Origin of the sequence: Curtobacterium sp. MCBD17_035 (assembly GCF_003234815.2) — a bacterium.
Taxonomy (GTDB): domain Bacteria; phylum Actinomycetota; class Actinomycetes; order Actinomycetales; family Microbacteriaceae; genus Curtobacterium.
The window spans coordinates 817,872-842,703 of sequence record NZ_CP126279.1 but is presented as its reverse complement, the minus strand read 5'-3'; the positions used below and the strand labels follow the sequence as shown (position 1 = coordinate 842,703).

Genomic DNA, 24,832 nt, shown 5'->3' with positions numbered 1-24,832 from the left:
GCGCCGGGCCTACTTGCGGAGGAAGGCGAGCAGGGCCTCGTTCACCTCCGCGGTGTGGGTCGTGAGGAGCCCGTGCGGCGCGCCTTCGATCTCGACGTAGTCCGCCGACGGCAGCGCCCCGGCGAAGCGCCGACCGGTGGCGTCGATCGGCAGGATGCGGTCGCCGGTGCCGTGCACGATGAGCGCGGGGACGTCCACCTGGGGGATGTCCGCGCGGAAGTCGGTCGGCCAGGTCAGGGGCGCGGCCGCGGACGCGATGGCCCCGGAACCGGCGGCCACGTTCCACGCGTTGCGGACCGCCTCCTCGCTGATGCGGCTGCCCAGGTTCTCGTCGAGGTTGAAGAAGTCCTGGTAGAAGGCGGTGAAGTACGCGTAACGGTCCTGCGCGACGGTCTCGGCGATCCCCTCGAAGAAGGACATCGGCGCCGCTCCGTCCGGGTTGTCGTCGGTCACCGCGAGGTACGGCTCGAGCGACGCGAGGAACGCGGCCTTCGCGACGCGCCCGGAACCGTAGGTGGCGATGTACCGGGCGACCTCGCCGGTGCCCATCGAGAAGCCGACGAGGATCGCGTCGTGCAGGTCGAGGGTCTCCATGACGACGTTGAGGTCCGCCGCGAACGTGTCGTAGTCGTACCCGGTCGACGGCTGCGAGGACTGCCCGAACCCGCGGCGGTCGTACGTGATGACGCGGTAGCCCGCCTGGAGGAGCGCGGGCACCTGGCCCTCCCACGAGTTGCCGTCGAGCGGGAAGCCGTGGATGAGCACGACCGGCTGGCCCGTGCCCTTGTCCTCGTAGTGGAGCTCGATGTCGATGCTGTTCTCGGTCCCGACCGTGATGGTGCTCATCGTCCTACATCCCTTCGTCGTCCGGGCCGTCTCTCGGTCCGGTCCGGTGGAGAACGATCGTTCTCCGCCGATGTCCGCTACAGTAGAGAACGAGCGTTCTCCGCGCAAGCCGGTCTCAGCCGACTCGCAGGTACTGCTCCGAACGGGGGACGTCGACACCATCCCGCCGCAGCTCCTCCGCTGCCACGACCGAGGACCAGAGGAACCAGACATGAGCACCGTCACCGTCGAGCAGGACGACACCCGGGCCGGCATCATCGCCGCTGCCGACGAGCTGTTCTACCGACGTGGCATCCAGTCGGTCGGCATGGACGCCGTTCGCTCGGCCGCGAACGTGTCGCTGAAACGCCTCTACAAGGAGTTCCCCGGCAAGGAGGACCTCGTCGTCGCCGTCCTCGCCGGCCGGCACGACATGTGGGAGCGCGGGGTCAGCGCCGCCGTCGACGCCGCCGACGGGCCCCGAGCGAAGCTCCTCGCCGTCTACGACTACCTCGAGGCGTGGTTCGCCGACAGCTCGTTCCGCGGGTGCGGGTTCATCAACGCCTTCGGGGAACTCGGCGCGACCTCCCCTGCGATCGCGGACATGGCGCGGCGACACAAGGAGTCCTTCCAGCGGTACATCGCCGGGCTCACCGCCACCATCGGGCTCGACCACGCCCACGCCGAGGAGCTCGCCGCCCAGCTCGCACTGCTCGCCGAGGGCGCCCAGACCACCGCGGCGATCGCCGGCACCGCCGACGCCGCCGTCCACGCCCGACGCGCCGCCGCCACGCTCGTCGACGCCGCAGTCGCCACCCGCTGAACCGGCCGGGAGGCCCACCCCCGGGCGTCCCCGCACCCCCGGTCCTAGGGTGGTGGACATGGCCACGCCCTTCGACGCCCCGAGCACCCTCCCGTACGCGCTCCCCCCGTTCACCGAGGTCCGGCTCGAGCACTACCGCCCCGCGTTCGACCAGGGCATGCGCGAGCAGCGTGCAGAGGTCGAGGCGATCGCGACGGACCCGGAGTCCCCGACGTTCGACAACACGCTCGTCGCCCTCGAGCGGTCCGGGCAGCTCCTGGCGCGCGTGTCCATGGCCTTCTTCACCGTCGCCTCGGCGGACTCGACCGCCGAGATCCACGACCTCGAAGCCGAGATCTCGCCGCTGCTGGCCGCCCACCGCGACGCGATCACCCTCGACAGCCGGCTGTACGAGCGGGTCGCCGCCGTGCACGACGCCCGCGAGGACCTCGGCCTGACCGGCGAGGACCTCCGCCTCGTGGAGCGGACCCACACCGAGATGACCCTGGCCGGTGCGGGGCTCGACGCATCCGGCAAGGAGCGCCTGACCGCGCTGAACCAGGAGCTCTCGACGCTCACGACACGGTTCGAGCGCAACCTGCTCGACGACACCAACGACCTCGCCGTGCACATCACCGACGAGGCGGAGCTCGACGGCCTCGATGACGGTGCCCGGTCCGCGACCCGCGGGGCCGCCGAGGCGCGCGGCCTGGACGGCTGGCTCATCACCCTGCCGCTGTTCACCGGGCACCCCTACCTGGCGACGCTGACGGACCGAGCGGTCCGGGCCCGCATCATGGACGCCTCGCTGCAGCGGGGTCGGCGGGGCAACGACTGGGACAACCGGGACCTCGTGCTCCGCATCGTCCGGCTCCGTGCCGAGCGCGCGGAACTCCTCGGGTTCCCGAACCACGCCGCCGCCGTGACCGCCGACGAGACCGCAGGGACGCCGGAGGCGGTGGACGGCCTCCTGACGTCGCTCGCGCCCGCCGCCGCCGCGAACGCCCGGGACGAGCGCGAGGTCCGGGCGCGGGTGCTCGGCCACGAGGTCGAGGCGCACGACTGGGCGTACGCGACCGAGATCCTCCGCGCCCAGCAGTTCGCGGTCGACGCGACCGCGATGCGCGCGTACTTCGAGGCGGAGCGCGTGCTGCACGACGGTGTGTTCCACGCGGCGAACGCCCTGTACGGCCTGTCGTTCGCCGAGCGGCCCGACCTGCACGGCTACAACGACGAGGTCCGGGTGTTCGAGGTCACGGACGAACAGGGCGCGTCGGTCGGCCTCTACCTGCTCGACCTGTACACGCGCGACGGCAAGCGCGGCGGTGCGTGGATGAACCCGATCGTCGAGCAGTCGGCCCTGATCGGCACCCTGCCCGTCGTCGTCAACAACCTCAACGTGCCGAAGCCCGCCGCCGGGTCCCCCACACTCCTGACCCAGGACGAGGTCACCACGCTGTTCCACGAGTTCGGGCACGCGCTGCACGGCCTCGTCGCGCGGACGACGTACCCGCGGTTCTCGGGCACGAGCGTCGAGCGCGACTTCGTCGAGTTCCCGAGCCAGGTCAACGAGATGTGGCTCAACTGGCCCGAGGTCCTGGTGAACTACGCCCGACACCACGAGACCGGCGAGCCCATGCCCGCGGAACTCGTGCTCGGCCTCAGCGACTCCGAGGGGTTCAACGAGGGCTTCGCCACGACCGAGTACCTCGCTGCCGCGATGCTCGACCAGGCCTGGCACCGCCTCAGCTCCGCGGAGGCCGCGGCGGTGACCGACGTGGAGGCGTTCGAGCAGGACGCCCTCGAGGCCGCCGGCATCGCCGTCCCCGCGGTCCCCACGCGCTACTCGTCGACGTACTTCGCCCACACGTTCTCGGGCGGGTACGACGCGGGCTACTACGGCTACATCTGGAGCGAGGTGCTCGACGCGGACACCGTGGAGTGGTTCCGGGAGCACGGCGGCCTGTCACGCGAGGCCGGACGCCGGTTCGCCTCGATCGTCCTCGGTGTCGGAGGGTCCCGCGACCCGCTCGAGGCCTACCGCGAGTTCCGGGGCCGCGACGCCGAGGTCGGTCCCCTGCTGCGCCGCCGCGGGCTCGAGTAGGCCGGCCGACGTCGCGCCGGGGCGCCGCCGGGCTCCGAACACCGCGATGCCGTTCGAACACCGGGATCGCGGTGTTCGAACGGCACGGGCGTGTTCAACGGGCCAGCGAGACGTCCGCCGACCGCGTTGCAGCGGCGCTACGCGGACTTCTCGACGCGCTTGCGCGCCCGCGGCACGATCGTCGGCGCGGCGTTCTCGAGCACGGACTCCCGCGTGACGACGACGCGAGCGACGTCATCGTCCGAGGGGACCTCGAACATGATCGGGCCGAGGACTTCTTCCATGATGGCGCGAAGACCACGGGCACCGGTCTGGCGGAGCACCGCGAGGTCCGCGATCGCCTCGAGCGCCTGCCGGTCGAACTCGAGCTCGACGCCGTCGATCTGGAACATCCGCTGGTACTGCTTGACCAGCGCGTTCTTCGGCTCGGTCAGGATCTCCATGAGGGCGGCCTGGTCGAGCGGTGTCACGGTGGTCACGACGGGGAGGCGCCCGATGAACTCCGGGATCAGGCCGAACTTGTGCAGGTCCTCGGGCAGGACCTCGCCGTAGACGTCGGTCTGGTCGAGCGGGCTGTGCAACGGTGCGCCGAAGCCGATGCCCCGCTTGCCGATGCGGGACGAGATGATGTCCTCGAGCCCGGCGAACGCCCCGGCCACGATGAACAGCACGTTCGTCGTGTCGATCTGGATGAACTCCTGGTGCGGGTGCTTGCGCCCACCCTGCGGCGGCACCGACGCCGTCGTGCCCTCGAGGATCTTGAGGAGCGCCTGCTGCACGCCCTCGCCCGAGACGTCGCGCGTGATCGAGGGGTTCTCGGCCTTCCGGGCGATCTTGTCGACCTCGTCGATGTAGATGATCCCCGTCTCGGCCCGCTTGACGTCGTAGTCGGCGGCCTGGATCAGCTTGAGCAGGATGTTCTCGACGTCCTCGCCGACGTAGCCGGCCTCGGTGAGCGCCGTGGCGTCCGCGACCGCGAACGGCACGTTGAGCCGCTTGGCCAGGGTCTGCGCCAGGTAGGTCTTGCCACAGCCCGTCGGGCCGATGAGCAGGATGTTCGACTTGGCGATCTCGATGTCGTCGCCGCGGTGCTCGGCCGCGGTGATCGCACCCTGAGCGCGGATGCGCTTGTAGTGGTTGTAGACCGCGACCGACAGCGCACGCTTGGCCGGGTCCTGCCCGATGACGTACTCCTCGAGGAAGTCGAAGATCTCGCGCGGCTTGGGGAGGTCGAAGTCGCCGTCCGCGGTGTCCTCGCCGGCCTCGGCGAGGCGTTCCTCGATGATCTCGTTGCAGAGTTCGACGCACTCGTCGCAGATGTACACGCCCGGGCCCGCGATGAGCTGCTGCACCTGCTTCTGGCTCTTGCCGCAGAAGGAGCACTTGAGGAGATCGGCGCTCTCTCCGATGCGTGCCATGCGAGGCCTCCTTGGTCGTCGCGCACCGGTGGCTGGCACACGAGGTCGTCGTGGAGTTGAGCCTAATCGCATCCGACGACACTGACGGCGCGGCCGTGCCGCAATCCACGACGCGTTCGCTCGGGGTGGCCGGTTTGTGCCGCAGGACCGCCTCGGACTACGGTGGCCGTCGGGACTCTACAAGTTGTAGAAGCGAAAGGACCTCCATGCGCAAGCGCCTCGTCGCGGGCACCGCCGCCACCGTGGGCATCACGGCCGCTCTCGTCCTCGGGACCGCCGCCGCCGCGAGCGCCCACGTCGAGGCGACGGCCACCGACACCGCCGCCGACTCGTACACGACCCTGACGTTCTCGGTCCCGCACGGATGCGACGGCTCCCCCACCACCGCGCTGACCTTCCACGTTCCGCGGTCGGTCATCGACGTCACGCCCACGGTGAATCCCAACTGGACGATCACCAAGGCGACGGAGCCCTACACGAGCAAGCAGTCCGCGAGCGACGACGAGGACCCCGCCGACGCCGGGACGCGCGTGACGAGCGTCACCTACACGGCGACGACGCCCCTGGCCGCGGACGAGCGCGACACCTTCCAGCTCTCGCTCTCGCTGCCCGACGGCAAGCCCGGCACGATAGTCGCGTTCCCCGTGACCCAGACATGCGTCACCGGATCGACCGAGTGGGACCAGGTGCAGAAGGCCGGCCAGGACGAGCCCGAGCACCCCGCACCGGCCGTCACCCTGACCGCGGCGATCCCGGGCGCGGACGACGACGACGACCACGCGCAGGAGCACGCGAGCGACGCGGCGACGGGGAGCGCGAGCGGCACCGACACCACGGGCACACAGGCGAGCGGCACCGGGTCCTCCGACGGGGACACCGACCTCGTCGCTCGGGGCCTCGGCATCGCCGGACTCGTCGTCGGCGCGGTGGGCGTCGTGAGTGCGGCCGCCATGGCCCGGCGGCGTCCCCGGTGAGCGCCCGCCGCATCCGCACCGGATCCGGCGCGGCATCGCCGGCCGGGAGGACCGGGCCGCGTCGCGCGCTCGCCCTCGCGCTGGCATCGGTGGCGGTCACCGCAGGCGCCGTCCTCGGACTGGCGGCCCCGGCCTCCGCGCACAACTACATGATCGCGTCGACGCCGACCGTCAACGGCACACTGACCTCACTGCCGAAGCGGTTCGAGATCACGACGAACGATCGACTGCTCGACATCGGCGACACCAACTCGGGCTTCGCCTACCGGATCGTCGGACCGAGCGGTCGGTACTACGAGAACGGCTGCCTCATCGTGGACGGCCCGTCGATGACGACGAAGGCGGCGCTCGGACGGTCGGGCGAGTACACGATCGAGTGGCAGATCGTCAGCGCCGACGGCCACACGGTGTCGGACCGGTACCGGTTCCGCTGGGAGGCCCCGGCCGGCTTCCGTCCCGCCACGGGGAGCACGCGGCCGCCGGTCTGCGCCTCCGGGCCCGGCGCGTCGGCCGCTGCGTCCGACACCGGCACGGGCAGCGCGGACAGTGGCTCCAGCGGCGTCGTGGGCGACGCCATCTGGATCGGCGCGGGTGGACTCGTGCTCGTGGCGCTCGTCGTGGTGGTCCTGCTGCTGCTTCGCCGCCCTGCCGCATCCACCGTGGAGACGGCGACCGCCGGACGCGGCCGCGACGACGAGGACGACCTCGCCGACGACGCACGCGACTGACCGCACCCCCCAGCCGCGAGATCGCAGTCGTTGCCGTTCTGAGGAGACCCAGAACGGCAACGACTGCGATCTCGCGGAAGGGTGGGCGGCCGCAGGCCGCAGGCCGCAGGCCGGCCGCAGGCCGGCCGCAGGCCGCAGGCCGCAGGCCGCAGGCCGCAGGCCGCAGGCCGCGCCAGCGGCGCAGGCGCGGCCACCAAGCCGCCGGACACGACGGAGGGCCCCGACCAGAACGGTCGGGGCCCTCTGTCTGTCGGGACTACTTGACGAGCGCCGGCAGCGACTTGCGGCTGGTCAGCACCTGGTCGATGAGCCCGTACTCGACGGCCTCTTGCGCGGACATGATCTTGTCGCGCTCGATGTCGTGGTTGACCTGCTCCGGGGTGCGGTTCGAGTGCCGGGACAGGGTCTCCTCGAGCCAGGTGCGCATGCGGAGGATCTCCGCGGCCTGGATCTCGATGTCCGACGCCTGCCCGCCACCCTGCTGGGTTGCCGGCTGGTGGATGAGCACGCGGGCGTTCGGCAGCGCGAGACGCTTGCCCGGCGTGCCGGCGGCCAGGAGCACCGACGCGGCGGACGCGGCCTGACCAAGGCACACCGTCTGGATCTGCGGACGGATGTACTGCATCGTGTCGTAGATCGCCGTCATGGCCGTGAACGAGCCACCGGGCGAGTTGATGTACATGACGATGTCGCGGTCCGGGTCCATCGACTCGAGCACGAGCAGCTGGGCCATGATGTCGTCGGCCGAGGCGTCGTCCACCTGCACGCCGAGGAACACGATGCGGTCCTCGAAGAGCTTGGCATACGGGTCCTGGCGCTTGTAGCCGTAGGCGGTGCGCTCCTCGAAGCTCGGGAGGATGTAGCGGTCGGAGGGTGCGGGGACGTTCTGCGCGCCACCGAGCATGGGGAGATGCATTCTCGATTTCCTTTTCTTGGTGGTGGGCTACTCGGCGGACGGCGCCGCGGCCGGGGTCTCGGTCTCGCCGTCGCCGACCGTCCCGCCGCCACCGATGACCTCACTGGACATCGCACGGAGGTGGTCGACGAAGCCGTACTCCAGGGCCTCCTGCGCGGTGAACCAGTTGTCGCGGTCGTTGTCCTTGAGGATCTGCTCGATCGACTTGCCGGTCTGCTCGGCGGTGAGTTCCGCCATGCGCTGCTTCATGTCGAGGATGACCTTGGCCTGGGTCTGGATGTCGGCGGCGGTCCCGCCGAAGCCACCGGACGGCTGGTGCAGGAGCACGCGGGCGTTCGGGGTGATGTAGCGCTTGCCCGGGGTGCCGGACGAGAGCAGGAACTGCCCCATCGAGGCGGCGAGCCCGATACCGACGGTGACGATGTCGTTCGGGACGAACTGCATCGTGTCGTAGATGGCCATGCCGGCGGTGATCGAACCACCGGGCGAGTTGATGTAGAGGTAGATGTCCTTCTCGGGGTCCTCCGCCGCGAGCAGCAGCAGCTTCGCAGCGATCTCGTTCGAGTTGTCGTCACGGACCTCGGAGCCGAGCCAGACGATCCGGTCCCTCAGAAGACGGTCAAAAACACTGGGGTTCAGTGTCGCTTCGGCCATGTGTAGCTCCCGTTCAGTTGTCGCTTGTCGTCGAACCTATCGGGTGCAACGCGGCGCATCTCCCGAGTTCGCTGTCGGCAATACCAGGGCCGGGAACGACGCACGGGAGGCCCGGGACCAGCTGGTCCCGGGCCTCCCGTGCGCGCTCTTCGCAGGTGCGACGCGCCAGCGTTGCGCGGCGCCGACCGAGCCTGCGAGGTCGGTCAGTCAGGTCGGCTCACTCGGCGTCGGCCTCGTCGTCCGTCGCCGGCTCCTGCGCGACGCCCGCGGTGAACGCGGACAGGTCGACCGGGTTGCCGTTCGTGTCGACGACCTTCGCCTTGGCGAGCACGGTCGCGATCGCCTTGGAACGGGCGACCTCGCCGACCATGCCCGGGATCTGGCCGTTCTGGTCGATCACCTTGATGAACTCGCCCGGCTCCATGCCGTACTGCGCGGCGGCCTGGATCAGGTACTGGGTCAGCTCCTCCTGGCTGACCTGGACCTGCTCCTGCTCGGCGACCGCGTCGAGGAGCAGCTGCGACTTGAACGCCTTCTCGCTGGACTCGGCGACCTCGGCGCGGTGCTCGTCGTCCTCGAGGCGGTTCTCCTGCTCGAGGTGACGGTGGACCTCGTCGTCGATGAGCTGCTGCGAGATCGGGATCTCGACGCTGTCGAGGAGCTTCTCGACGAGCTGGTCGCGGGCCGCGGCGCCCTGGCCGAAGGTCTTCGACTTGGCGATCTGCTCCTTGAGGTCCGCCTTGAGCTCGTCGATCGTGTCGAACTGGCTCGCGATCTGGGCGAACTCGTCGTCGGCCTCGGGCAGCTCGCGCTCCTTGACGGCCGTGAGCGTCACGGCGATCTGGGCGGTCTCGCCCTCGTGGTCGCCACCGAGGAGCTTCGACTCGAAGGTGGTGGACTCGCCTGCGGTCAGGGTCTCGAGGGCGTCGTCGATGCCCTCGATGAGGTCGCCGGAGCCGATCTCGTACGAGACGCCCGTGGCCGAGTCGACTTCTTCGTCGCCGATGGTCGCGGTGAGGTCGAGCTGGGCGAAGTCGCCCGCGGTGGCGGGGCGGTCGACCGTGACGAGCGTGCCGAAGCGCGTGCGGAGGTTCTGGAGCTCCTCCTCGATCTCGTCGTCGGTGACGTCGACCGCGTCGACCGTGAGCTCGAGGCCCTCGTAGTCGGGGAGGTCGAACTCGGGACGGACGTCGACCTCGAACGTGAGGACGAGGTCGCCGGAGAAGTCCTTGACGCTCGGGAGCTCGGCGATGTCGGCCTCGGCGCGACCGAGCACGCGGAGCTCGTTCTCCTCGACCGCCTGGCGGTAGAAGGTGTCGATGGCGTCCCCGACGGCGTGGTTCAGGATCTCCGGGCGGCCGACGCGCTGGTCGACGATGGCCGGCGGCACCTTGCCCTTCCGGAAGCCGGGGATGTTGATCTGCTCGGCGATGTGCTTGTACGCGTGGTCGATGCTCGGCTTGAGCTCGTCCGGCGTCACGTTCACGGTGAGCTTGACCCGGGTGGGGCTCAACTTGTCGACGGTGCTGGTGACCAAGGGTGTGTTCTCCTGAGGTTGACGATGGTGTGACCTGGTCGGGGCGACAGGATTTGAACCTGCGACCTCCCGCTCCCAAAGCGGGCGCTCTACCAAGCTGAGCTACGCCCCGGTCGTTGCCGGGCCAGGGTCGTGCAACGAGCGCGGGCAGGACGGACCCGACCGCGATCGATCCCGACGAGTCTAGCGGCACGCGAGCGCCGCGTTCCCGGCCCTCCCAGCGGCCGTGGAGGCGGTGGGCACCCGCGTCACGCGGGCGGCGGTGGCAGCGCGCCCCGGTCCTCCCGGCCGTCGGTGGCGGCGTCCTGCCCGCGACCGGTCCTGCGGTCCTGGCGGCCGTCGTCCGCGGCGTCCCGCAGGAGCCGGCGCCGCCAGCGGACGCCCACGGCGACCTGGACGAGCACCGCGGCCGCGAACAGCGCCACCGCGACGATCGGGCGGACGACGTGCAGGAGCACGTGCAGCGGCTCTCCCACCCGACCGCCGACGACCGACGGCGCGAACGACAGGACGACGACGCCGACGGCGACGAGGACGTAGGAGACCAGGCGCGAACGCCGCACGAGCGGATCGTGGCTGGTGGTCGCGACCCGGGGTACCCGCACGTCGCCGAGTGTAGGCGCGGTGTGCGTGGCGACCCGGCCCGTCCGCTACCATCGGAGGGCGACGCTGCGGTGCCGCACGGGGATGTAGCTCAATGGTAGAGCCCCAGTCTTCCAAACTGGCTACGCGGGTTCGATTCCCGTCATCCCCTCCACGTGACCCGACCCGACGTCGTCCACCGTGCCGAGCAGGTGCTCGTCCTCCTCGAGCCGGTACCGCACCGGATCGCCGTCGTCCGATGCATCACGGTCGGCGACGAGTGCGATGGTCGAACTCCGGGACACGAGCAGCAGGGCCGGAGTCGGCCGGCCGTCGCCACGGTTCACCTCGAGCCACATGAGGCCGTCGGATGCGAGGGCCGTCCGGATCCGCTCCCGCACCGCGTCGGGCCCCTCCTTCGAGATCGTGTACTCGATCCCGTCGTAGATGACGATGGTCCGGATCATGCCGGGGTCCCTTCCGAGGGCTCGGGGACGATGCGCAGTCCGCCGGGTGACCCGGCTGCCTGGGCCAACGCCTCGACCCACTCGCGGTTGATGGTCGGCGGGCGACTGCCCGAGTAGCGGATGACGAGGGGCACGGTCCGGTCGAGCCAGATCGCGGTCCGACCGTTCCCGACGTCGCGGTCGTCCTTCCAGGAGAACATGAACGACTCGCCGCGGCGCAGCTTCGTCGCGATCACGATCTGCAGGTGCGCGAGCAGGCGGTCCTCGAAGTCCACGGTGTACGAGCTGTTGTAGATCATCCTGCCCATGGGACCAGCCTCCGATCCGGCTCCTGGAATCGCCACCAGGGAGCCCAACGCCTGTCCTGTCAGCGTACCCAGACCGGAACGACCACGCTGGCATCATGCGACGCATCCACTACGCCGGGGGGTACGTCATGACCGGCGACAGCACGTGCAAGGCCCTCCTCCGGTACGCCCGGGCACTCGCCGTGGCGGGCGTCGCCGACGTCGTCCAGATCCCGGTCGTCACGGACGGCGGCAGCAGGGCGTACGCCCACCTGCTCATCGGGCCCGCGAGCCAGATCTTCTCGACACCGGTCCTCGAGAGCCCGGACGAACCGCTCGACCAGGAGGTCATCGAGCGCCTCGAGCGGGGGACGATGTCCCTGCAACCGAGCCGGCCGGAGTGGCCCGCCGAGATGACCGACGTGCAGGACCTCAGTTTCCTCGTCGACCTGGACTACGACGCCACGTAGGGTCGGCCGAGGGCGTACCGGACGCGCAGCCGAGCCGGGACGCGCCGCTCGACTTGACGCCGGGTTCGAACAGACGTTCGAATAGGGGTATGGGACGGCGACGTGAGGACCGGTGGTCACCACCGGAGCACCCCGAGTCGCCGCGCCCCGACGCGTTCTCGCTGTCGGAGGACGCCCGGGGCGGCGATCCCTGCCACGCCGTCACGCCGATCCCGGTGTGGGCGTGGATCCAGTTCCCGTCGTTCCACGTCCGGGTCAAGGCGTTCGCCCGCAGCTGGACCGTCGACGCCGTCCTCGTGGAGTGGGCGCAGTTCGGTCATCCGGCCGAGGCCTGGGTCTGGCGATCCGCCGTCAAGCACCGCACCCTCCGCGAGGACGACCGCCGGACGCGCCGGGTGGCGGACGACCGATGGTGACCATCCAACGACGCCGCGGACGCATGGACCGCGTGAAGCGGACATTCTGACGCGACCGCATTGACAGCCCTGCCCATACAGAGGATCGTTCAGCGAATCGCACGTCGTTGAACATTTCAGCGCGCGAAGGATTGGACGGACGGACCAGTGCCGGCCGCATCGACCACGGGAGGGCAGATGAAGAAGACCGACGTCCCCTCCTGGATGTCCCACGTCCTCACCCCGCCCGAGGTCATCGCGGCCTACGTCGAGCAGCGCGTCAACGACCCGTCGCTCCTCGCCCCGGACCAGACCGAGCCGACGTACGCGGACTTCCTCGTGTCCGAGGACTGACCGGCCCCGGCGCGGGCCGGGAGGCCCGTCAAGCGGGCGGCGCGTCGGGTACCGGTGAGCTCCTCCCGCGCTCCCGTCGGCCGCTCACGGTGACGCCGATGCTCGCCAGCGTCACGCAGGCCAGCGCGACGAGCTCCCGCGCCGACAGGGCCTCGCCCGCGATCGCGAACCCGGCGAGCGCTGCGATGGCCGGCCCGAGACTCTGGAGCACCCCGAACACCCGCGGGGGCAACGTCCGGAGCGCCTGCATCTCGAGGGCGTAGGGCAGGACGCTCGACAGCACGGCCACGGCGCCGAACACGAGCAGCAGCACCGGATCCGCTCGGACACCGTGCACGGCGGCGCCCGCACCGACCGGGAGGGCGACGAGCATCGCGACGACGAGCGAGACGCTCAGACCGTCCACCCCGGGGATCCGCGCGCCGACGTGCCGGTTGAGCACGATGTACGCCGCCCAGCACACCGCGGCGACGACGGCGAACACGAACCCCGCGACCGCGGCGGGACCGGACGCGCCGACACCGAGCAGCACGACGCCGGCGAGTGCGAGCGCGGCCCAGACCACGTCGCGCCATCGCCGGGTGTACACGAGCGAGAGCGCGAGCGGCCCGAGGAACTCCACCGTCACCGCGATGCCGATCGGGATGCTCGCGAACGCGACGTAGATGCAGACGTTCATGCCGCCGAGCGCGAGACCGAGCCCGAGGGCGCCGAGCCACTGCGCGCGGTCCCACGACCGCACCGCCGGCCGCACCACGAGGGCGAACACGACGGCGCCGATCGTCAGACGGAGCACGGCCGCACCGACGGACCCGACGACGTCGAAGTGGGTCTTCGCGATCGCCGCGCCGAGTTGCACCGACACCATGGCGGCGACGGCGAGCGCGGGCGCCGGGACGCGTGCCGCGCGGTCACCGTCCCGGGCCGGGGTCGGCGCGCTCATCGGTGCCTCATCGCAGGGACGCGAGGACGGCGAGGACACGACGGTGGTCGTCGCCGGTGTCCTCGAGTCCGAGCTTGGCGAAGATGTTCGACACGTGCTTCTCGACGGCGCCGGTCCCGATCACGAGGGTGCGTGCGATCGCGGCGTTCGAGCGCCCCTCGGCCATGAGCGCGAGGACGTCCCGCTCGCGCGGTGTCAGGGCGGCGAGCGGGTCACGCCGACGCCCCATGAGCTCCGTCACGACCTCGGGATCGAGCACCGTTCCGCCGCTCGCGATGCGCCGGATCGCGTCGTCGATCTCGTCGAGGCGCGTGACGCGGTCCTTGAGCAGGTAGCCGAGCCCGCTCGATCCGTCCGCCAGGAGCTCCTCGGCGTACGACGCCTCGACGTACTGCGAGAGGAGGAGCACCCCGATGCCCGGCACCATGCGACGGGCCGCGACCGCGGCGCGCACACCCTCGTCCGTGTAGCTCGGCGGCATGCGGACGTCCATCACGACGACGTCCGGTCGGACCTCCGGCAGGCTCGCGAGGAACGTCACCGCGTCACCGTACTGCGCGACGACCGCGATCCCGGCCTCGTCGAGGACGCGCGTGAGGCCTTCGCGCAGGAGGACCGCGTCGTCGACGACGACGGCCCGGATGCGAGGTGCATCCGGGCCGTCGGTCATGCGCTCGATGCTAGCCGTCACGGCGCCGCGGTCGGTCCCGCGGCGGGCGCGACCGGACCTGTGGTGGACGAGGACGGGCCTCCCGGCATCGTCGTCGGCGTACCCCGCAGCGCGCCGAGCGGGATCCGCGCCACGGCGTCGGTCGGGCCACCCGCCGGGCTCGACACCGACAGCTCGCCGTCGAGCGCGCGCATCCGCCCCATGAGCCCGAGGATCCCGTGGCCCTCCTGCACGGCGGCACCACCCCGGCCGTCGTCCCGGACCCGGAGTTCGAGCACCGGCTGACCGTCGGCGTCGGACGTCAGGGTGATCGAGACCTCGGCGGAGGACGCCTCCGCGTGCTTCGTGGTGTTCGTCAGGAGCTCGCTCACCGTGAAGTACAGGTTGCGCTCGATCTCGGTCGGCAGCACGAACCCGTCCGGCAGCCGCACGTCGAGGTCGACGGGCAAGGGCGTCCGGGACACGAGCGCCTCGAGTGCCGCGACGAGCCCGCGGTCGAGCAGGATCGGCGGCGCGAACCCCCGGGACAGCGCACGGAGCTCGTCGAGGGCGTCCTTCGCGTGCCCGGACGCCTCGGCCATGAGCCCGCGGGCACGCTCGGGGTCACGCTCGAACGCGCGCTCGGCCGCCGCGAGGTCCATCCGCAGCCGGACGAGCCGCTGCTGCGGTCCGTCGTGCAGGTCACGCTCGATCTGACGGAGCGCCTGGCCCTCGGCGGTGACGGCACCGGCCCGCGACGCCTGCAGCCCGACGACGCGCTGCTGCAGCACCTCGGACCGGAAGCCGCCGAGGAGTGCTCGGTCCACCCAGTAGTGCGCGAGCACCGCGCCGCGGGTCCACAGCGGGAACAGGAGGACCGCTGCCGTCACCGACACCGCGCACGCGATCGCGCCGACCACCCAGGGCCAGGTCTGGCCGATCCCCTGATGGGCGAGGTACTGGTTGATCTGCCACCCGTGGGTGATGGCGGCGAACCCGGCGCCGACCGGGGCCACGACGCCGGCGACGAGGGTGGCACCGGCGCCGATCGTGATGCACGCGACGAGCGGGTAGACGACGACCGCGTGCAGCAGGTACAGCCAGTAGTGCGGGTTCGCCACGGCCGACACGATCCGGAGGAACCAGTTCTGTCGCCACCGCGGTGTCCAGTCGACGGGGCGGAAGCGCTCGGGCTCGGCCCAGCTCATCCGGAGCTGCTCGAACGCGCCGAGCCATCGCGCGACGAACAGCGACGCCAGGAACAGCACGAGCGAGATCGGGTTGAGCACCTGCCCGGCGGTCCCGTGCAGGATCACGAGGGGGAACACGGAGTACACGGTGCCGAGGAGCAGCGCCGTGAACGCGAGGTACCCGAAGTCGCGGGGGACGTGCCTCCAGGCGTCCCGGTAGAAGGAGCGGCGCGGGGTGCCGTCGCCACCACCCCCACCGCCGGGCGGGACGGCGCCGTCGTCCGGGCCGGACGGGGGGACGTCGCCGAGTCGGGTCCCGGGTATGCGGCCGGGAGCGGACGCGGGCGCGCTGCCGGACGCGGGCACGCCGCCCGACGCGGCCGACGGGAGCTGGTCGGAGGGCATGGGCACGGTCTCCGCGGTGTCGATGCGAGCTGTTTCGGTCATGGATCGAGCCTCGCGGTCGGCGGGCCCGCGCCCCATCCTGCCCGCTCCCGGCCCCGTGGTGGGGTTGTCCCCCTCCGACCCTCCGGGTAGTCCCACCCTCCGGGCAGACCCACCCGGTCCCCCTTCCGCCTGGTTCCGACGTGGCCGTCGTCGTGCGACACCTGGATCGTCGTCACGTACCGCTGTACGGGGCGCTTCCGCACGGATCGACCATGCCTCGTCGGACGACCGCGGGAGTGTCGGGAACGAGCGGGGCGCGCGGGAGGGGACGGTCAGCTGGCCAGACGGGCCTCCCGCCGGGCGGCCTGCTCGATCGGGTCAGGCACGGGAGCGGCCGCGATGAGCCGGCGGGTGTACGCGTCCTCGGGCGAGCGGAGGATGCGTTCGCGGGTCCCCGACTCCACCAGCCGCCCGTGGTTGAGCACGACGACGCGGTCGCAGAGCGAGTCGACGACGGCGAGGTCGTGGGTCACGAAGAGGCAGGCGAACCCCAGGCGCTCCTGCAGTTCGCGGAACACGTCGAGCACCCGCGCCTGCACGGACACGTCGAGGGCGCTCGTCGGCTCGTCGGCGATGAGGAGTGCCGGATCGAGCGCCACCGCGCGGGCGATCGCGATCCGCTGCCGCTGCCCGCCCGAGAGCTCGTGCGGGTACCGGTGTCGCCACCCGGGGCCGAGCCCGACGTCGGTGAGCAGTCGGTCGACGCGCACGTCGACTTCCGCGGGGTCCAGCCCGAGGATGTGGCGGAGCGGCTCGGCGATCGTCTGCGCGACCGTGTACCGGGGGTTGAGCGAGAGCATCGGGTTCTGGAACACGACGCCGACCCGCCGACGCATCGCACGCCGGTCGGCACGACGCGCCGTCCCGACGTCCGTCCCCACGACCGTGACCGTGCCGGCGGTGATGGGTGCGAGTCCCACCGCGGCCCGTCCGATCGTGGTCTTGCCGCTGCCGGACTCCCCGACCAGGCCGACGATCTCACCACGCCCCACCGTGAACGTGACGTCGTCGACCGCCCGGAACCGCCCGCGGAGGCGACTGCCGTACTCGACCACGAGGCCGCGGACCGCGAGGACCGCGTCCGGGACGGGCGTGGTGGCGGTGGGCACGGCCTCCCGGCCGGTCTCGCCCATGCGCGGGACGGCGGCGAGCAGCTCACGCGTGTACTCGGCGGCGGGGTGGTGGAAGACGTCCGCGACGTCGCCGGTCTCGACCACGCGCCCGTTGCGCATCACGACGACGCGGTCGGCCAGGTCCGCCACGACGCCCATGTCGTGGGTGATGAGCAGGATGCTCGCCCCGGTGCGTGCGCGGAGCCGGCGGAGGACGTCGAGCACCTCGGCCTGCACCGTCACGTCGAGCGCCGTCGTCGGTTCGTCCGCGATGAGGAGGTCCGGGTCCGCGGCGAGCGCCATCGCGATCATGACGCGCTGGCACTGGCCCCCGGACAGTTCGTGGGGGTACTGCCGGATCCGGTGCTCCGGGTCCGGCACCTCGACCATGCGGAGCAGCTCGACGCACCGCACGCGCACGGCGTCCCGGTCGCGGAGGCCCGGGTCGGCCCGGCGCACCGCCTCGGCGAGCTGGAACCCGATGGAGAACACCGGGTTGAGCGCGGCCATCGGGTCCTGGAAGATCATCGACACCCGCCGGCCACGGACCCGGCGGAGCGTCGGCTCGTCCGCGCCGACGACGTCGAGATCGCCGAGTCGGACCGCTCCCGACGTCCGCGCTCCCTCGGGCGCGATGCCCATGACCGTCATGGCGGTCATGCTCTTGCCCGACCCCGACTCCCCGACGACGGCGACGACCTCGCCGCGGCCGACGGTGAACGAGGCGTGGTCGACGGCGACGACCTCCTCGTCCTCGACCGTGAACGCGACGGTGAGGCCGTCGACGACGAGGACGGGTGCGTCCGTCGCGGTGTCGTACGCGGTCGGTGTCGTCATGGTCGCTCCTCGGGGTCGGTGCCGGCGTCGCGGGCGGCCTTGAACGCCTCCCACTCCGCGAGCATCTTGCGGTGGTGGCTGTGCAGCCACGTCATGTAGTCGCGTCCGTTGACCAGGCGTTCGCGGATCGGTGCGTCGGCGGGGTCGTCCGAGTCGCCGAGTGCCGCGAGACCCTGCTCGATCACGTCGCGCTCGCGGTCGAGGTAGCGACGCTCCCCCGCGAGCCAGCTCCCCCACACGTCGTTCTCGGCGCGGAAGTAGTGGCTGCGCTCGCCCGGGACGAAGTGCCGCTTGATGAACCCCGACACGACGAGGTGCCGCGTGGCCATCGACACCGCGCCGGAACTCGCCTCGAGCCCGGCCGCGATGTCCGCCGACGACGAGTACGGCGCGCGCGTCATGATGAGGTACGCGAGCACCCGTCCGTCCATGAGCGGGAACCCCGACCCCTGGAGCATGATCGCGAACTCCTCGACGAACGCCTGGCGGGCGGGGTCGAGGACGGGGCCGACACCGGTGGCGTCGGCGGGGGTCCGCTCGTCCGTGCTCATCCGTGTCCCGTGCTCAGGCGAGTCCGGCGGCGACCGCGGGCGACTCGTCGCCCGGGACGGCCCAGGGCGTCATCGACATGCCCCCGCCCGCCCGGATCGCGGTCACCGCGCCGTCGTCGTCGCGGGTGTACCGGATGTCCTCGTCGACGGAGCCGAACCGGTTGCCGGAACTCATGCGCACGGTGTCCGGCCCGGTGACGGTGAGGCGCGTGACGCTGTCGAGCGGTCCGGGCGCCGAGGGGTCGATCTCGAGCAGACGGTCGCCGATCCGGGCGATGTCCACGACGCCCCACGGGTTCGCGAACCGACCGGTCAGGGTGTCGACGTCCACGTCGTCGGGGGCGTCCGAGAGTGCGTCGCCCGGGGCCGCCGTGTCCGCGGCGGCGTCGAGCAGCCGGAGGATGCCCTGGGCGAGCAGGGTCGCGGGTCCGGCGGCGGCGTTCGTCATGACCGAGATGACGAGCGACGACGTCGGGTCGAACAGCGACTGCGTGATGTGCCCGGGGAACCCGCCCGAGTGTCCACGGACGTCGTGCCCGGCCACGCGGTCGACGATGAACCCCATGCCGTACCCGCGCGACGCCGGGTCGTCCTCGGCGGTCCACGCCCGACGCTGCGCCTGACGCTTGGCGTGGTCGGACAGGAGCTCGCCCTGCCCGATGACGTGCGCGGAGAAGTACCGGACGAGGTCCTCGGCCGTGCCGTGGAACCCGGTCGCCGAGGCCATCGCGCGCGTGTCCACGTGCGGGAGCCGCGAGCGGGTGCGGTCGACGTGGAAGCCCGTGTACCCGACGACGAAGTCGTCCGCCCGGGTCGGGTCCCAGTCCGGCCCGGTGTCCCGGAGGCCGAGGGGTTCGATGATCTCCTCGCGCACGTAGTCGTTGTAGGGACGCCCGGAGACCGCGGCGACGACCATGCCGAGCAGCGAGTACCCGAGGTTCGAGTAGTTGAAGCTCGAGCCGACCGGGACCTTCGACCCCTGGTCGAGCACGAGCGCCAGCAGTTCGTCCTCGTCGGGGAACGGCCGCGCCAGCGACCAGTAGTCGCCGTCGAGTCCGTCGCGGAGGACCCCGGCGCCGTGCTCCATGAGCTCGCGGACGGTCGCGTCGGCGATCGGCGACCCCGCGTCGACGAGCGCGGGGACGTACGTGCCCACGGTGTCGTCGAGACGGAGCTGCCCCCGCTCGGCGAGCAGCATGAGCGCCGTGGCGGTGAAGGTCTTGGAGTGCGAGGCGATGCGGAACAGGTCGTGCTCCGTCAACCGGCGCTCGGCCTCCACATCGGCGTAGCCGTAGGCGGTCGACCAGACGACCTCGCCCTGGTAGCCGACGGCGACCTGCACGCCCGGCACCCGGAGCTGCCACACCTTGTACGCGACCCAGTCGGCGATGTACGGGAGGACGCCGCGGTACGCGTCGAGCGCGGCGGCGGAGGGTTCGGCGTTGGTCAAGGGAGTACCTCCTGATCGGTGACCGGCGTCAACGGCGGCGCGGGTCGAGTGCGGTCCGCAGCGTATCGCCGAGCCCGATGACGCTGAGCACGGTGACCGCGAGGAACAGGGCGGGGAACACGAGCATGTGTGGCGCCTGCTGGAACTGGGTGGTGGCCGCCGAGAGCTGGAGGCCCCAGGAGATCGCCGGCGCCTCGAGCCCGATGCCGAGGTAGGTCAGCGACGACTCGGACACGATGACCCCACCGACCGTGATGGTCGCGAGGACGAGCAGCGGCGAGATCGACGACGGCAGGACGTACCGCGTCGTGATACGCCAGGTCGAGAGTCCCATCGTGCGGGCGGCGAGCACGAACTCGGCCTGCCGGATGCCGCGCACGGACCCGCGGACGAGCCGGGCCATGGTCGGCCAGCCGAAGAGGGCGAGCACGAGCGACACCGTCAGGACGTTCCGGTCGCCGACGCTGTTGAGCACGACGACGGCGCCGAGCAGGAACGGGAAGCCGAGGAACACGTCGGTGAGGCGGGAGAGGACGGCGTCGACCCAACCGCCGTTCATGCCGGCGAGCGTGCCGACGACGACCGCGACGACCATCGCGAGGACGGTCGTCAGGACCCCGACGGCGACCGACGAGCGGGTGCCGTACACGACGTTCGCGTACACGTCGCAGCCCTGCAGGTCGTAGCCGAACGGGTGCCCGGCGGACGCGCCGTGACCGCTCCGGCCGAGGTCGCAGGCACGCGGGTCGCCGTGGCCGAAGATCCCGGCGAAGAACGCCGGGAACACGGCGATGAGGAGCACGAGCGCCAGGACCGCGGCGGGGACCCAGAAACCGGGCGTGCGGAGGGCCGCGGCGAGCGGACGACGACGCGTCGCGACGACGGGTTCGAGGGTGGCGCTGAGCGCGGAGTCGGTCATCGTCTCACTCGCGGGTCGAGGGCGGCGTGGAGGAGGTCGACGAGCACGCTCGTCACCAGGAACACGAGGATGAGGGCGGTGGAGATCCCGACGACCGTGGCGCCCTCGTGCGACCGGATCCCCTGGAACAGCAGGTTGCCGACGCCGGGGAGGTTGAAGATGCCCTCGACGATGACGGTCCCGCCCATCAGGTACCCGAGGTCCGTCGCCAGGTACGTGACCGTCGGGATGAGCGAGTTGCGCATGACGTGCACGCCCACGACGCGTCCGGGGGTGAGCCCCTTGGCCCTGGCGGTGCGCACGAAGTCCGCGTCGAGGGTGTCGAGCACGCTGGTCCGCGTGAGCCGCGAGACGGCCGCGAGACCGAAGACCGCGATGACGAGGGCGGGCAGGACGTAGGCGAACGGCCACCCCGCGGTGACCCCGGCGACCGGGAACCACCGGAGCCGCACGGAGAACACGAGTTGTGCGCCGACGCCGAGCACGAACACCGGCACGGCGCCGATGACGATCGTGCCGATGAGCACCGTCCGGTCGAGCACGGTGCCCCGCCGGAGCGCCGACACGACGCCGAGTCCGATGCCGAGGACGATCTCGAACAGCCAGGCGGTGAGCGCGAGTGCGATCGTCACTGGCCACCGCGCGGCCATCTCCGAGCCGACGCTCTCGCCGTCGAAGTCCGTGCCGAAGTCGCCGTGGAGCAGGCCGCCGAGGTAGCGGAGGTACTGCTCCCACAGTGGCTCGTCGAGGTGGTACTCGGCCCGCAGCGCGTGCACGACCGCGTCACTGAGCGGCCGGTCGCCGCCGAGCGCCTTGATCGGGTCGCCGGGGAGCGCGAACGTCATCGCGTAGATGAGGAACGTCACCCCGAGGAACACGATGAGCAGGCCGCCGAGTCGGCGGCCGACGACGAGCGCGGTCCGCATCACGCGCCTCCCGGCACGCCCACCGGTCGGGAGGCGCGGCTGCGGGCGGCCCCGTCGCCGGCGTCCGCCCCTGGGTCGGCCTCCGCCGAAGAGCCGGCCGCCGGTCCGTCGCCGCCGCCCGCCGCCGGGCCGAGCGTGCGTGCGAGATGCGACGCCGCAGCGAGGACCGCGCCGTACTGCACGCCGACGAGCGCGGCGAGCGGGATCGGCTGCTCCGCTCCGGTCCCCGCCTCGGCCTGCCACGTCGCGTACTGCTCGACGAGGCGGTCGCGGAGGCGCCGGAGCGCCACGGGCGCCGTGCCCGCGGTGGTCTCGGCCTCGATCGCACGGAGGAGCATGCCGCCGTAGCGGAGCCGGAAGCACCGCACGAGGTCCTCGAGGCCGAACCGCTCGGCGACCGTGGCCATCCGCTCCGGCGGTTCGCGGTCGGCCCGGGCGCGGTCCGTCTCCGCCATGCGCGCGAGCATCGGGACGAAGGCGCGCGAGGCCTCGAGGAACGGGGTCGCGATGGTGAGCATCGGGGACGCGGCGTCGAGCACCTGATCGAGGACGGAACCGGTGACCGCCATGGCGTCGGCGGTCCGACGGACGAGGTCGGCGTAGGACTCGCCCGTCGCCGTGTCGTCGTCGGCGTCCGGGTGCTGCCAGTACGGCAGTTCGGCCACGAGCGAGAGCGTGCCGTGGCGCCCCGCCCACGAGGACGACGACGACCCACCGATGAACGCGGCGGGGTCGATGCCGAGGGACTCGTAGTAGTCGTACGCCTCGTCGATCTCCCCCATCGCGAACACCGACCGCGCGTACTCCCGCAGGTACGGGGACTCCGGTTCGCCGGTGTCGAGCGGGAGCCCGAGCGCGGCCGGCACGGCGTGCAGGGTGGTGATGACCTCCGGCTCGTCGCGGGAGAGGTAGTAGTAGACGCCGCCCATCTCGCCGTTGTGCAGGCTCACGAGCAGGTCCGGCCGCACCCGGTCGATGAGCAGCATGAGTCCGAGCGTCTCGGGCAGGACCCGGTCGAAGTACGCGCCCTTGTGGTTCGTCGGGAACGTCCACTCGACCTGGGCGTCGGGTGCCGGCCGGTAGAAGTGCCGGGCGTAGTGCACGCGGTCCGTCGGGTCGTCGAACCACGCCTCGTTGAGCCGCATGCCGTCCGGGTCGATCGTCGGGACGATGTGCCACGTCGTGTCGAGGGCCGCCGCGAGCACCGGGTCGGTGAGCACGCTCTGGGCCAGGTGCAGCGCGGTCCACGACCCGATCGGCTCGTTCGGGTGCACCCCGCCGACCACGACCGCCGAGCGTGCACCGCGGCCGACCCGGTAGGCGTGGATCGGCTCGCCGAGGCGGCTGGTGCCGACGCGGATGACCGTGACGGCGTCGGGGTGGTCGGCCGCCAGGCGGTCGAACCGTGCGACGAGGTCGTCGACCGTCGGGAACCCGGTGTGCTGCGGGACCGCGCGGGCGTGTTCGACGATCGTGGCGGTGTCGAGGCCGGTCACTTGCTGACCTGGATCTCCGAGATCACGGGGCTGCCGGCGACCTCGGGGAGCTTCGTCACCGTGCTGCTCGTGACGTAGGAGTACTTGTCGAAGAACGTCGGGACGATCGGGAAGTCCTGGAGCACCCGCTTCTGCGCCTTGTTGTACAGGGCGTCGGCGGCGGACTGCGTCGATGCGGCGTCGGCCTGGTCGAGCAGCCGGTCGACGTCGTCGTTCTGGTAGTACCCGGCGCAGGTCGTGCACCCGCCCGCCGCGGTGAACAGCGCGCGGAGCGTGTTCTGCTGGCTCGTGTACAGGGCGCCCCAGTGGCCGAAGTGGGGTCCGGCGACCGTCTTGGCGGTCAGCGTGCTGTAGTACGACGCCCAGTCCGTGGTGGGCTTCGCCACGACCTTCGCGACACCGAGGTTCTGGCGGATCTGGTTCGCGTACGCCTGGTACAGGGAGTCGAGTCCGAGGCCGCCGGGGTAGACGAGGTCCATCTCGCCGGAGAACCCGCCCGCCGCGGCGAGGAGCTGCTTGGCGGCCGCGGGGTCGTACGTGCAGTACTTGCCGCAGATGCCCTCCTGGGTTCCGGACATGACCGGCGGGGTGAGCGCGGTCGCGGGATCGTAGAGTCCGCCGTAGATCGCCTTGTCCACCTGCTTGCGGTTGATCGACATCGAGATCGCCTGACGGATCCGCGGGTCGGAGTACCGCTTGTCCCAGAGCGGGAACCCGAGGTAGTCGATGCCCGGCGAGGTGAACGAGTACAGGTGGTCCCCGAAGTCCGACTTCGCGCTCGTCATCTTGTCGGCGGGCAGGTAGAGGACGTCCGCGTTGCCGGCCAGGACGTCCGTGTAGGCGGTGTCCATGTCGCTGTAGCTGCGGTAGGTGACCCGCTCGGTCTTCGGCGCCGGCCCCTGGTACCCGCTCCAGGCCCTGACGGTGAACTCCTTGTTCTTCGTCCAGGCCTCGGTCATCTCGTACGGGCCGTTGCCGATCGGCTTCTTGTCGTACGCCTTGATGTCCCGGTAGGCGGCCTTCGGCATCGGGTAGAACGCGGTCTGCGCCTGGCTCAGCTGGAGCGGGAACTGGCTGTCGGCGTGCGTCAGCGTGACGGTGAACGTGTCCTTGCCGGTGACCTTCAGCCCGCGCATGGTGTCGGTCGTCGGCGTGCCCGAGGTGGGGTTGAGGTCGGAGTACCCGACGATCCCGGCGAGCTCGCCGCTGTTCTCCCACGCGTGCGGGGCGTACGCCGTGTAGTTCCAGGCGCGGACGTAGCTCTCGGGCGTCACGGTCTCGCCGTTCTGGAACTTCCAGCCGTGGCGGAGCGTGATGGTCCAGGTCGTGGCGTCGTCGCTCTTGACGCTCTTCGCGGCCAGGTCCGTCAGGTGGTCGTCGCTGTCGGTCTGGACGAGCGGCGCGAACAGGCTCATCACCTGGTCGAACGCCACCGTCTGTCGGCCCGGGGTCAGGTGGTCGGGCACGCCGGTCGCGTACACGAGGCTCGTGCCGGACGCGTCGTCCGACGAGGACCCGCCGCCCGCCGAACACCCGGTCGCCACCAGTGCCAACGCCGCCGCCGCGGCCACCGCCGCGATGCCACTCCGTCGCATGTCCATCTCGCTCCTCGCGGGGCCGCGACGCGTCGCGCCGGGCCTGCTGTGGCCGCCGGATCGGTCGGCCGGGCCGGGCAGGAGCCGGCTTGGCTGCTCACGGTAGGGAGCACGGCGGCGCGCACTCAAGGCTTCTTTCACTCCGCGTTGAAAGCTTCACGAGGTCGAAACACCGACGAAACAGCCCCGGTGGTGGCCGCGCAG

The 24,832-nt window shown here is 71.4% G+C and carries 25 protein-coding genes and 2 tRNA genes; 8 read left to right on the top strand and 19 right to left on the bottom strand.

Annotated elements, in window-relative coordinates:
- Positions 1-9: 9 nt before the first annotated feature.
- Positions 10-846, bottom strand: a complete 837-nt coding sequence (locus DEI93_RS04100; protein WP_111119785.1) for an alpha/beta fold hydrolase — start codon at positions 844-846, stop codon at positions 10-12.
- A gap of 211 nt (positions 847-1,057) precedes the next feature.
- On the opposite strand from DEI93_RS04100, the gene DEI93_RS04095 reads away from it, so the two are divergent.
- Together DEI93_RS04095 and DEI93_RS04090 are read left to right on the top strand one after the other, a co-directional pair.
- The gene (locus DEI93_RS04095) at positions 1,058-1,648 is read left to right on the top strand and encodes a TetR/AcrR family transcriptional regulator (RefSeq protein ID WP_111011027.1); all 591 of its coding nucleotides are present in this window, start codon (positions 1,058-1,060) and stop codon (positions 1,646-1,648) included.
- Positions 1,649-1,706: 58 nt separating this feature from the next.
- On the top strand, positions 1,707-3,731 hold the full coding sequence (locus DEI93_RS04090) for a M3 family metallopeptidase (RefSeq protein ID WP_111119786.1): 2,025 nt from the start codon (positions 1,707-1,709) through the stop codon (positions 3,729-3,731).
- A 137-nt stretch (positions 3,732-3,868) separates the two neighbouring features.
- Here the strand turns inward: DEI93_RS04090 and clpX are convergent, their stop codons facing one another.
- Positions 3,869-5,149, bottom strand: a complete 1,281-nt coding sequence (gene clpX / locus DEI93_RS04085) for an ATP-dependent Clp protease ATP-binding subunit ClpX (RefSeq protein WP_111011025.1) — start codon at positions 5,147-5,149, stop codon at positions 3,869-3,871.
- Positions 5,150-5,355: 206 nt separating this feature from the next.
- Between clpX and DEI93_RS04080 the strand changes: the two genes are divergently transcribed.
- Positions 5,356-6,123 carry a YcnI family copper-binding membrane protein gene (locus DEI93_RS04080; RefSeq protein ID WP_111119787.1) on the top strand — a complete coding sequence of 256 codons (768 nt, stop codon included), beginning with the start codon at positions 5,356-5,358 and terminating at the stop codon, positions 6,121-6,123.
- A complete protein-coding gene (locus DEI93_RS04075) occupies positions 6,120-6,851 on the top strand; it encodes a copper resistance CopC family protein (protein WP_111119788.1) in 732 nt (243 codons plus the stop codon). Before DEI93_RS04080 ends, DEI93_RS04075 begins: the two co-directional genes overlap by 4 nt.
- A gap of 256 nt (positions 6,852-7,107) precedes the next feature.
- On the opposite strand, the gene DEI93_RS04070 is transcribed toward DEI93_RS04075, so the two are convergent.
- The 5 genes from DEI93_RS04070 to DEI93_RS04050 all read right to left on the bottom strand — a co-directional run bounded on the left by DEI93_RS04070 (position 7,108) and on the right by DEI93_RS04050 (position 10,563).
- The gene (locus tag DEI93_RS04070) at positions 7,108-7,767 is read right to left on the bottom strand and encodes an ATP-dependent Clp protease proteolytic subunit (protein WP_111011022.1); all 660 of its coding nucleotides are present in this window, start codon (positions 7,765-7,767) and stop codon (positions 7,108-7,110) included.
- A 27-nt stretch (positions 7,768-7,794) separates the two neighbouring features.
- Entirely contained in the window at positions 7,795-8,421 is a 627-nt protein-coding gene (locus tag DEI93_RS04065) for an ATP-dependent Clp protease proteolytic subunit (RefSeq protein ID WP_111011021.1), read from the bottom strand.
- Between the two features lie 217 nt (positions 8,422-8,638).
- Positions 8,639-9,958, bottom strand: coding sequence for a trigger factor (gene tig, locus DEI93_RS04060; RefSeq protein WP_111119790.1), 1,320 nt, complete (start codon positions 9,956-9,958; stop codon positions 8,639-8,641).
- 35 nt (positions 9,959-9,993) lie between these two features.
- A tRNA-Pro gene (locus DEI93_RS04055) sits at positions 9,994-10,070 on the bottom strand.
- Between the two features lie 136 nt (positions 10,071-10,206).
- Positions 10,207-10,563 (bottom strand): hypothetical protein, encoded by a 357-nt coding sequence (locus DEI93_RS04050; RefSeq protein WP_146244407.1) that lies wholly within the window; start codon positions 10,561-10,563, stop codon positions 10,207-10,209.
- Positions 10,564-10,641: 78 nt separating this feature from the next.
- Between DEI93_RS04050 and DEI93_RS04045 the strand changes: the two genes are divergently transcribed.
- Positions 10,642-10,715, top strand: a tRNA-Gly gene (locus DEI93_RS04045).
- Here the strand turns inward: DEI93_RS04045 and DEI93_RS04040 are convergent.
- Positions 10,684-11,007, bottom strand: coding sequence for a hypothetical protein (locus tag DEI93_RS04040; protein WP_111119792.1), 324 nt, complete (start codon positions 11,005-11,007; stop codon positions 10,684-10,686). The two genes, DEI93_RS04045 and DEI93_RS04040, sit on opposite strands and share 32 nt — an antisense overlap.
- Positions 11,004-11,315, bottom strand: coding sequence for a DUF7882 family protein (locus DEI93_RS04035; RefSeq protein ID WP_111011017.1), 312 nt, complete (start codon positions 11,313-11,315; stop codon positions 11,004-11,006). The genes DEI93_RS04040 and DEI93_RS04035 overlap by 4 nt, the downstream gene beginning before the upstream one ends.
- Before the next feature lie 95 nt (positions 11,316-11,410).
- On the opposite strand from DEI93_RS04035, the gene DEI93_RS04030 reads away from it, so the two are divergent.
- The 3 genes from DEI93_RS04030 to DEI93_RS04020 all read left to right on the top strand — a co-directional run bounded on the left by DEI93_RS04030 (position 11,411) and on the right by DEI93_RS04020 (position 12,513).
- Positions 11,411-11,764, top strand: coding sequence for a hypothetical protein (locus tag DEI93_RS04030; RefSeq protein ID WP_111011016.1), 354 nt, complete (start codon positions 11,411-11,413; stop codon positions 11,762-11,764).
- A gap of 89 nt (positions 11,765-11,853) precedes the next feature.
- Positions 11,854-12,180: a hypothetical protein gene (locus tag DEI93_RS04025; RefSeq protein ID WP_111011015.1), complete on the top strand. Its 327-nt coding sequence runs from the start codon at positions 11,854-11,856 to the stop codon at positions 12,178-12,180.
- Between the two features lie 177 nt (positions 12,181-12,357).
- Positions 12,358-12,513: a hypothetical protein gene (locus tag DEI93_RS04020; RefSeq protein WP_181434930.1), complete on the top strand. Its 156-nt coding sequence runs from the start codon at positions 12,358-12,360 to the stop codon at positions 12,511-12,513.
- Between the two features lie 28 nt (positions 12,514-12,541).
- On the opposite strand, the gene DEI93_RS04015 is transcribed toward DEI93_RS04020, so the two are convergent.
- From DEI93_RS04015 to DEI93_RS03970, 10 genes are all read right to left on the bottom strand, one after another.
- Positions 12,542-13,456 (bottom strand): EamA family transporter, encoded by a 915-nt coding sequence (locus tag DEI93_RS04015; protein WP_111119793.1) that lies wholly within the window; start codon positions 13,454-13,456, stop codon positions 12,542-12,544.
- A 7-nt stretch (positions 13,457-13,463) separates the two neighbouring features.
- On the bottom strand, positions 13,464-14,126 hold the full coding sequence (locus DEI93_RS04010; RefSeq protein ID WP_111119794.1) for a response regulator transcription factor: 663 nt from the start codon (positions 14,124-14,126) through the stop codon (positions 13,464-13,466).
- Between the two features lie 17 nt (positions 14,127-14,143).
- Entirely contained in the window at positions 14,144-15,742 is a 1,599-nt protein-coding gene (locus tag DEI93_RS04005) for a sensor histidine kinase (RefSeq protein WP_111119795.1), read from the bottom strand.
- Between the two features lie 272 nt (positions 15,743-16,014).
- A complete protein-coding gene (locus DEI93_RS04000; RefSeq protein ID WP_111119796.1) occupies positions 16,015-17,691 on the bottom strand; it encodes a dipeptide ABC transporter ATP-binding protein in 1,677 nt (558 codons plus the stop codon).
- Positions 17,688-18,242 carry a GbsR/MarR family transcriptional regulator gene (locus tag DEI93_RS03995; RefSeq protein ID WP_181434902.1) on the bottom strand — a complete coding sequence of 185 codons (555 nt, stop codon included), beginning with the start codon at positions 18,240-18,242 and terminating at the stop codon, positions 17,688-17,690. The genes DEI93_RS04000 and DEI93_RS03995 overlap by 4 nt, the downstream gene beginning before the upstream one ends.
- Before the next feature lie 13 nt (positions 18,243-18,255).
- Positions 18,256-19,692, bottom strand: a complete 1,437-nt coding sequence (locus DEI93_RS03990; protein ID WP_111119797.1) for a serine hydrolase — start codon at positions 19,690-19,692, stop codon at positions 18,256-18,258.
- 28 nt (positions 19,693-19,720) lie between these two features.
- A complete protein-coding gene (locus DEI93_RS03985) occupies positions 19,721-20,611 on the bottom strand; it encodes an ABC transporter permease (protein ID WP_111119798.1) in 891 nt (296 codons plus the stop codon).
- Positions 20,608-21,537 carry an ABC transporter permease gene (locus DEI93_RS03980; protein ID WP_111009919.1) on the bottom strand — a complete coding sequence of 310 codons (930 nt, stop codon included), beginning with the start codon at positions 21,535-21,537 and terminating at the stop codon, positions 20,608-20,610. Before DEI93_RS03980 ends, DEI93_RS03985 begins: the two co-directional genes overlap by 4 nt.
- Entirely contained in the window at positions 21,537-23,033 is a 1,497-nt protein-coding gene (locus tag DEI93_RS03975) for a M14 family zinc carboxypeptidase (RefSeq protein WP_111119799.1), read from the bottom strand. The genes DEI93_RS03980 and DEI93_RS03975 overlap by 1 nt, the downstream gene beginning before the upstream one ends.
- Positions 23,030-24,634, bottom strand: coding sequence for a peptide ABC transporter substrate-binding protein (locus DEI93_RS03970; RefSeq protein ID WP_258372239.1), 1,605 nt, complete (start codon positions 24,632-24,634; stop codon positions 23,030-23,032). Before DEI93_RS03970 ends, DEI93_RS03975 begins: the two co-directional genes overlap by 4 nt.
- Between the last annotated feature and the right edge of the window lie 198 nt (positions 24,635-24,832).

Bases quoted from the DNA above. Each gene is read 5' to 3' on its own strand.
- DEI93_RS04025 (WP_111011015.1), top strand. From the start codon at position 11,854: ATGGGACGGCGACGTGAGGACCGGTGGTCACCACCGGAGCACCCCGAG.
- DEI93_RS04080 (WP_111119787.1), top strand. From the start codon at position 5,356: ATGCGCAAGCGCCTCGTCGCGGGCACCGCCGCCACCGTGGGCATCACG.
- DEI93_RS03985 (WP_111119798.1), bottom strand. From the start codon at position 20,611: ATGACCGACTCCGCGCTCAGCGCCACCCTCGAACCCGTCGTCGCGACG.
- DEI93_RS04030 (WP_111011016.1), top strand. From the start codon at position 11,411: ATGCGACGCATCCACTACGCCGGGGGGTACGTCATGACCGGCGACAGC.
- DEI93_RS03995 (WP_181434902.1), bottom strand. From the start codon at position 18,242: ATGAGCACGGACGAGCGGACCCCCGCCGACGCCACCGGTGTCGGCCCC.
- DEI93_RS04035 (WP_111011017.1), bottom strand. From the start codon at position 11,315: ATGGGCAGGATGATCTACAACAGCTCGTACACCGTGGACTTCGAGGAC.
- DEI93_RS03980 (WP_111009919.1), bottom strand. From the start codon at position 21,537: ATGCGGACCGCGCTCGTCGTCGGCCGCCGACTCGGCGGCCTGCTCATC.
- DEI93_RS04020 (WP_181434930.1), top strand. From the start codon at position 12,358: ATGAAGAAGACCGACGTCCCCTCCTGGATGTCCCACGTCCTCACCCCG.
- DEI93_RS04090 (WP_111119786.1), top strand. From the start codon at position 1,707: ATGGCCACGCCCTTCGACGCCCCGAGCACCCTCCCGTACGCGCTCCCC.
- DEI93_RS04015 (WP_111119793.1), bottom strand. From the start codon at position 13,456: ATGAGCGCGCCGACCCCGGCCCGGGACGGTGACCGCGCGGCACGCGTC.
- DEI93_RS04070 (WP_111011022.1), bottom strand. From the start codon at position 7,767: ATGCATCTCCCCATGCTCGGTGGCGCGCAGAACGTCCCCGCACCCTCC.
- DEI93_RS04010 (WP_111119794.1), bottom strand. From the start codon at position 14,126: ATGACCGACGGCCCGGATGCACCTCGCATCCGGGCCGTCGTCGTCGAC.
- DEI93_RS03970 (WP_258372239.1), bottom strand. From the start codon at position 24,634: ATGGACATGCGACGGAGTGGCATCGCGGCGGTGGCCGCGGCGGCGGCG.
- DEI93_RS04065 (WP_111011021.1), bottom strand. From the start codon at position 8,421: ATGGCCGAAGCGACACTGAACCCCAGTGTTTTTGACCGTCTTCTGAGG.
- DEI93_RS04100 (WP_111119785.1), bottom strand. From the start codon at position 846: ATGAGCACCATCACGGTCGGGACCGAGAACAGCATCGACATCGAGCTC.
- DEI93_RS04000 (WP_111119796.1), bottom strand. From the start codon at position 17,691: ATGACGACACCGACCGCGTACGACACCGCGACGGACGCACCCGTCCTC.
- clpX (WP_111011025.1), bottom strand. From the start codon at position 5,149: ATGGCACGCATCGGAGAGAGCGCCGATCTCCTCAAGTGCTCCTTCTGC.
- DEI93_RS04040 (WP_111119792.1), bottom strand. From the start codon at position 11,007: ATGATCCGGACCATCGTCATCTACGACGGGATCGAGTACACGATCTCG.
- DEI93_RS04005 (WP_111119795.1), bottom strand. From the start codon at position 15,742: ATGACCGAAACAGCTCGCATCGACACCGCGGAGACCGTGCCCATGCCC.
- DEI93_RS04095 (WP_111011027.1), top strand. From the start codon at position 1,058: ATGAGCACCGTCACCGTCGAGCAGGACGACACCCGGGCCGGCATCATC.